At 42.4% G+C, this 8150-nt stretch carries 3 protein-coding genes; 2 read left to right on the plus strand and 1 reads right to left on the minus strand.

All coding sequences use genetic code 11. The annotated features are described in order from the left end of the window. The coding region (locus F6K40_RS36200; protein WP_293143808.1) for an Ig-like domain-containing protein at nt 1-3068 on the plus strand (3068 nt) is incomplete at its 5' end. A 377-nt stretch (nt 3069-3445) separates the two neighbouring features. Here F6K40_RS36200 and F6K40_RS41520 read toward each other — a convergent pair. After that, nucleotides 3446-3655 carry a hypothetical protein gene (locus tag F6K40_RS41520; RefSeq protein WP_375340628.1) on the minus strand — a complete coding sequence of 70 codons (210 nt, stop codon included), beginning with the start codon at nt 3653-3655 and terminating at the stop codon, nt 3446-3448. 608 nt (nt 3656-4263) lie between these two features. Here F6K40_RS41520 and F6K40_RS36210 point away from each other — a divergent pair. Then, on the plus strand, nt 4264-8150 hold a 3887-nt coding region (locus tag F6K40_RS36210), incomplete at its 3' end, for a DUF4347 domain-containing protein (protein ID WP_293143811.1).

The raw sequence follows: 8150 nt of genomic DNA on the forward strand, positions 1-8150 counted from the left end.
TCACCTTCACCCCAGTGGATGGTTTCGAGGGAGAAGCATCCATTCCTTATGCTGCCAATGACAACCAAGGCAACCCCTTAGCACCTGCTGATATATCCGTAAATGTCGAACCCACACCAGAATTAACAGATGACATAGCAACCACCCCAATCAACACCCCAGTCACATTCAGCATCATTGACAACGATGACAATATTGATCCCACTACTATCGACCTAGATCCGGAAACAGAGGGGATACAGAATACCATAGTCCGCCGTCAAGGTACGTTTAGCGTAGACTCGGAAGGCATTGTCACCTTTACCCCAGTGGAAGGTTTTGATGGTCAGGTCTCCACTCCTTATGTTGCTAATGACACGGACGGCAACCTTTTGGAAGCTGCTGACATTTCTGTCAGTATAACAGGTTCTTCAACCGATGACACAGAAACCACCCCCTTCAATACCCCAGTTACATTCAACATCACCGAAAATGATGCTCTCATCGACCCCACTAGCATTGACCTTGATCCAGAAACACAAGGAATACAGAAAACCATCACCGTACCAGACCAAGGTACATTTACCGTAGACGATGATGGGAATGTCACCTTTACGCCAGTGGAGGGTTTTGTGGGTGAGGCATCTATTCCTTATGTTGGTAATGACCCCAACGGCAATCTCTTGTCACCAGCTAACATTTCTGTAGATGTCGCTCCCACACCTGTATTAACAGATGACACAGTAACCACCACCCCTAACACCCCAGTTACATTCAGCATCATTGGCAACGATGTAGGTATTGATGCTACTACCATCGACCTGAACACCAGCACGCCAGAAATACAGAACAACATCACAGTCCCTGGTGAAGGCGCGTTTACTGTAGACAATGAAGGCAACGTCACCTTTACCCCAGTTGAGGATTTTGAGGGTGAAGTATCCATTTCTTATGTTGCTGATGACACCGACGGCAATTCCTTGGAATCGGCGAACATTTCTGTAAATGTAGCTCCCATAGCTGTATTAACAGATGACACAGCAACGACCACCCCCAACACCCCAGTTACATTCAGCATCATTGGCAACGATGTAGGTATTGATGCTACTACCATCGACCTGAACACCAGCACACCAGAAATACAGAACAACATCACAGTCCCTGGTGAAGGCGCGTTTACTGTAGACAATGAAGGCAACGTCACCTTTACCCCAGTTGAGGATTTTGAGGGTGAAGTATCCATTTCTTATGTTGCTGATGACACCGACGGCAATGCCTTAGAACCTGCCAACATCTCTGTAGAAGTAGCTTCCACCCCAAATCCAGCGCCAAATCCAGCGCCAAATCCAGCGCCAAATCCAGCGCCAACTACAGCACCAAATCCAGCGCCAACTACAGCACCAAATCCAGCGCCAACTACAGCACCAAATCCAGCGCCAACTACAGATCCAGAAATTATAGAAGACTCTCAAATAGATGATGACCATTCTTGTCCTCCACCTCCAACTATAGAATTTGTAGATTCACCTGTTGTACCTTCTATAGTTCTTGATACCCAATTTGAACAGCTTTTATTTGGTACAGAAGAAAGCGAATTGATCCAAAGTAGTAACCTCCTTGAGATCCTTCAAGCATCTCAGGTAACTCAAGTAGCTTTTGATGCTTTGGCAGGTGACGATTTTATAGAAGGTTCTCAAAATCGTGACATCATGTTTGGTGGTCTGGGTGAGGATTCAGTTTTTGGTAATCGTGGTAATGACTTTATTAATGGTAAAGAACAAAATGACCATATCAACGGTGGAAAAGGTGACGATACAGGTCGTGCAGGTAAGGGTAATGATGACGTATATGGTGATATGGGTAATGATACCCTATTAGGGGATCAAGGTGACGATTTTATGATGGGAGGTACTCCTGGCGGTAATGACAAAGATATCACAGGTAGTGATATGATGAATGGTGGCATGGGTAAGGACACCCTACATGGAAACCGCTACCATGATATGCTTATGGGTGGTAAGAATGATGATATAGTCTATGCTGGTAAAGGTGATGATATTGTTTTCGGACAACAAGGCCACGATATGCTCTTGGGAGAAGATGGCGATGACATGATAGTTGGAGACCCTAATTCAAGTTCATCAGAAGAGGAAATTGGAGAAGATACTGTTAATGGTGGTCCCGGTAACGATGTTATAGAAGGTAGTCGTGGAAACGATATACTGAACGGAGGTAAAGAAAACGATTTCATCTTAGCTGGTAAGGATAATGATTTAATCCTTGGCGACGAAGGAGACGATACTCTTTTAGGTCAAGAGGGAGATGACAGTATTTTTGGTGGTAACAATAGTATCGTTGATGGAGATGTATTTGGAGAAGACTTCATTGATGGTGGTGCCGGAAATGACTTCCTCAGTGGTAATCATGCTAATGACACTATTATTGGTGGTGAAGGCGATGATACTTCACGAGGTGGTAAGGATGATGACTTAATGTATGGTCGGTTAGGGGACGACCTGATGTTTGGAGATCAAGGCAATGATACTTTATGTGGTTGTGAAGGCGATGATACCATGTATGGTGACAACCCCGAACTTGTAGCACCATTGGGAACGGAAGGTAACCGAGATGAGTTATTTGGTGGTATAGGAAACGACCTCATATTTGGTAATCAAGGTCAGGATACATTGTATGGAGAGGAAGGTAATGATACTTTGTCTGGAGGTGAGGATAATGATACCTTGTTTGGTTCATTAGGAAATGACTCTCTCATCGGAGACGGAGGTGACGACTTCTTGTATGGAGGGGAAGGTGATGATACTTTGTCTGGAGGTAGTGGTAGCGATCGCTTCCTGCTTGAACTTGACCAAGGAGTGGATATTATTACTGACTTTGATATTAATCAAGACTTCCTTGTACCAGGTAATGGAGTACCTATTAATGCACAAAGTTTCACTGTTGAGACTGTTGATAGCAATATTTCAATCTTCTGGAATGAGCAACTTTTAGTCACTTTAGAAAATATATCTGCAACCTCAGAGCAAATAGCAAGTCGGTTCACTACTCTTAGTGATTCTTCAATCGTCTAATTGGGGCTTGCTGACTAAATATGAAAGCATTGGCATATAAGGGTTTTAGGATTTTTTAGTCGAAAAAAGTACCAGCTTTTTGCACCAAAAAGCTCAAAAAGTTAGTATTAAAGACTCACTATGGCGGAAAAATTAAGGGACAATTCTTATGACCACATCTTCTGTAGTTCCCATTTCTCCTGACTCCTAATATCATGTCCGGATAAGAGCGTGATAGAACTCCGTTCCGCTTTCGCTGCGCGACATGTTTGCGTAGCATTCCGTCAGGAAAACGCGACCAAAAAACTTTCTCCTCCTTATAACTTACAGCGCTTTTCTTTCTTGATGAACCACATCGTCACAACCAAAACCCAGTAGGGACGTTCCATGGAACGTCCCTACTGTGGTCTACTAATTATGAAAACTGCTGTAATTGGAGAAATTGAACCATCTAAAGTAAAGCTGTCATCTTTACCTTTTTTCTTGAATTTAGGTATTCCCGACACTTTACTGAATCTTCGCTTACTCGCGTCTGATAAATACCTTAAAGCATATTGAGGTGCTGTTTGAGAAACCTCGTAGTACCAATAGTTTAATGATTTAACCATTGCTACTAAAAGCAAAGGCCAAATCAATTGCAGTAGGAAACTTAAGTTTACTATCAGGATTACTGGAATTGTGATTAAGGATGTTTCTAGTTAACCATACTCCCCAATTCCAAGCATGACGTTAGCGTTTGGGCAGCATTCCGCAGGAAAGCTATGCGCCAGCAAACTACACCAGCGTGTTTAGCCAGTAATGTTTTTTGCTGCTTATTTGGGTGTAATTCAGCCCATGCATCCAAGTAGCATAAACAGATAATCCGAGATTTTTATAGATAATACCAGATTTGAGCCAACAGTTACAAACCCTTCTTGAAAAAAAATTTGACGGATTATCTTGACAAATAATTTAATCTTGTTCTATAAGTGTAAAAGCATTACGCAATGTTTAACTTTCTACGGAATGGTCAACGTTCCTGGGTTTTGATCGGAAAGTCTGGTTCTCAGAACTAAACTCCCTCAATCTCATCAATTTGAAAAAGTTGCACACGACGTAGCTTTATCAATTAAATTTATATGAAATTATCTTAATATGAAATTATCTTAATATTATAATATATTTATTTATTTTATATCTTAGTTTACCTACCATCTTTAAAAGGAGTCTTTTTGTAATGTCTCAACTTAACATTTGTCAACCTGTATCAACTAAAAAATCCATCCAGTTTGTTAATTTCTCTAGTCAACTAGAATCTCCAGAACAAATAGTTTTTATAGACTCTAATGTAGAGGATTACCAGAGTTTAGCTAATGGGGTTTTACCCAAAACAAAAGTAGTTATCCTTGATCCAACTTCAGATGGCATTCAGGATATTACTCAAGTTATTACAAAGTATCCTCACATATCTTCTATACATATTGTTTCTCATGGTGCGCCCGGATGTTTACATTTGGGTAACAGTCAATTAAATATTAATAGTATAAATAATGATTATTCCCAAGAGTTAGAAAGTTGGTCAGTAACTAATTTATTGCTCTATGGTTGTAGCGTTGCTGCTGACAATATAGGTGAAGAATTTTTGTTACGACTTCGGGAAGTTACAGGTGCGAATGTTGCTGCTTCGGCAAGGCCAACTGGTAATGTGGCTTTGGGTGGTGACTGGGAGTTGGAGGTTATTAAGGGTGAGTTGGAAGTAGATGTACCTTTTACACAGGAGACACAACAAGAATGGAATTATGTCCTAACAACACCATTTGCGGAAAGACCTCGGTTATTACAAGTGCTTGATAGTGTACTTAACCAATTTAACCCATTAACAGGGCAGTATGAGGTTGTTGGCGATGCTGGTGTAAGATATAATGCAGCAGGTTATAGTCCTGGAGACGACTTCGTATATGGCATTAGCGAGAACGGTGAACTTGTAAGAATATCATCAGATGGTAGTTTGCAATATGTCACGCCGACTGGTGGTCTTAGTGACAATGCTGCTGATGCTTTCACAACTACTCCTGCTATCTCCTCCATTTTTGCTGGAGATATATCTTTTTTTGATGTGAATGGTCAACCAACCACTATTTTATGGACCCTTGATGAAACAGTAAATGGTTTAAGACCAATAAATATTAGTGCTGTTGTTAGTAATGATGGTAGTAATATAACGCAGTTAGCTGATATACGCTTGGGAGACATTTCCGGCAATATAGATGATTTTGCTTTTATTGAGATTAACGGTCGGAGGAGCCTTTATGGCGTTAACAGGGATGGTCTGTTATATGAAATTAATGTTAATGTTGCTTCTGATCTCAGTGTCACTGCTACGGCTACTAGCTTATCCGGAGACGTATTAACCCCAACAGTTACTCTTCCCGCTGCGGCTGGTGAGGGTGGGACTCCTTATGGTGCAGTTTGGACTGACGCAGAAGGAAAATTATTTGTTAACGCTAATCAGGACACTACCGGTGCTAATTCTAATGGAAGAGTCTTTCACATCAGAAACTTTACAAGCTTAACAAGTGCCGCTCAAATTGAAGAACTCTCTTTGACACCACTGGCAGAATTTAATGATGGGATCGGTGACGCTGAGCGAACATCTATTTTTGACATCCCACAAATAGACCTAAGTGGTACCGATACCGCAAGTCTTAACCACGCAGACACCTTCACAGAAGGCGATACTGGTGTTGATATAGTAGATCTTACGGCTGGTGATAATGGCCTGGTTATTCGAGACTTAATAAACAATGGCACTACTGCTGATGGGGGTCGATTAGCGAGCGCAACTATTACGCTGACCAACCCTTTTGATGGTGACGAATTTGTTGTAGCTGATCCAGTAGGGACTATAGGTTCTGCGGTTTCAGGTGCAGGAGATGTGGTCACTTTAACAGCTACTTCTGGAACTGCTAGCGTAGCTGACTTTGTAACAGCTCTTCAAGCCATCCAATTCCGAAACACGAGTGAAGCACCAAATACTACTGACAGAAGTATACAGTTTGTTGTTGTGGATGAAGATGGAAACTCTTCCGACGCAATCTTCGCAAACCCTGCAACAGAGCGTCAGACGACTACAATTACGGTTATTCCTGTTAATGACGCCCCCACTTTTAGCGCCTTAGACAATACTCCAACTTTTGTTGGTAACCCAGTTATTTTAGATGGCGATGCTACTATTAGTGATTTTGAATTAGATGCTCGAGATAACTACAGCGGTGCTACCCTCACATTAGAAAGAAATGGTGGGGCAAATGCTGAGGATGTATTTAGTAGTGGTGATCCTAGCGTATTAGGAGCTTTAAGAGAGGGTCAACCCCTGACAGTCAATGGTACGACTATCGGTACAGTTACTACTAATACTGGCGGCACATTGTTACTAACATTTAATAGTAGTGCTACTGGCGCTTTAGTTGATTCAGCTTTACAGAATATTGGTTATAGTAATTCGACTCCTACTGTAGCTCCAGTAACTATTGATTACACAATTAATGATGGTAATACAGCGGACGACGACCAGGGAACAGGAGGCGCATTAACAGGAAGTGGATCTATAACTGTTACTGTTACTGATAATGTTGTTCCAACAGCAGTAGACGACACCACCGTCACCAACCAAGGAACTCCAGTTACCTTCAGTATTACAAACAACGACAACGACACCGATGGAACACTACGAATAGATACAGTAGACCTAGATCCAAGCACTCCACTAACCCAAGAAACAACTCAGACAGTACCAGGACAAGGAACCTACACAGTAAACAACAGCGGAGACGTCACTTTCACCCCAGATGCAACCTTTGTAGGAACTGCCACTCCCATAACTTACACAGTAGAAGACGATGATGGTGCATACTCAAACGAAGCTACAATAAGTGTGAGAGTAAACGATCCGCCTACAGCAACAAACGACACCAGCGTCACCAACAAAGCAACTCCAGTCACCTTCAGCATTACAGGAAACGACTCAGATACAGACGGAACATTAGACCTAACCACCGTAGATCTAGACCCAGGAACAGACGGACGACAAACAAGTAACACAGTACCAGGACAAGGAACCTACACGGTGGATAATGCGGGGAATGTAACATTTACCCCAGAAGCGACCTTTGTGGGAACTACTACTCCGATTACTTATACAGTAGCAGATAACGACGGTGGAGTGTCCAACGAAGCAACGGTAAGTGTCACAGTTAACAATGTTCCTCCAACAGCAACAGATGACACCAGCGTCACCAACAAAGCAACTCCAGTCACCTTTAGTATTACAGGAAACGACTCAGATACAGACGGAACATTAGACCTAACCACCGTAGATTTAGACCCAAGTACAGCAGGACGACAAACAAGTAACACAGTACCAGGACAAGGAACCTACACGGTGGATAATGCGGGGAATGTAACATTTACCCCAGAAGCGACCTTTGTGGGAACTACTACTCCGATTACTTACACAGTAGCAGATAACGACGGTGGAGTATCCAACGAAGCTAATATAACTGTCACAGTTAACAATGTTCCTCCAACAGCAACAGATGACACCAGCGTCACTAACAAAGCAACTCCAGTCACCTTTAGTATTACAGGAAACGACTCAGATACAGACGGAACATTAGACCTAACCACGGTAGATTTAGACCCAAGTACAGCAGGACGACAAACAAGTAACACAGTACCAGGACAAGGAACCTACACGGTGGATAATGCGGGGAATGTAACATTTACCCCAGAAGCGACCTTTGTGGGAACTACTACTCCGATTACTTACACAGTAGCAGATAACGACGGTGGAGTATCCAACGAAGCTAATATAACTGTCACAGTTAACAATGTTCCTCCAACAGCAACAGATGACACCAGCGTCACTAACAAAGCAACTCCAGTCACCTTTAGTATTACAGGAAACGACTCAGATACAGACGGAACATTAGACCTAACCACGGTAGATTTAGACCCAAGTACAGCAGGACGACAAACAAGTAACACAGTACCAGGACAAGGAACCTACACGGTGGATAATGCGGGGAATGTAACATTTACCCCAGAAGCGACCTTTGTGGGAAC

The sequence above is a fragment of the Okeania sp. SIO3I5 genome (genome assembly GCF_010672085.1).
Classification (GTDB): domain Bacteria; phylum Cyanobacteriota; class Cyanobacteriia; order Cyanobacteriales; family Microcoleaceae; genus Trichodesmium.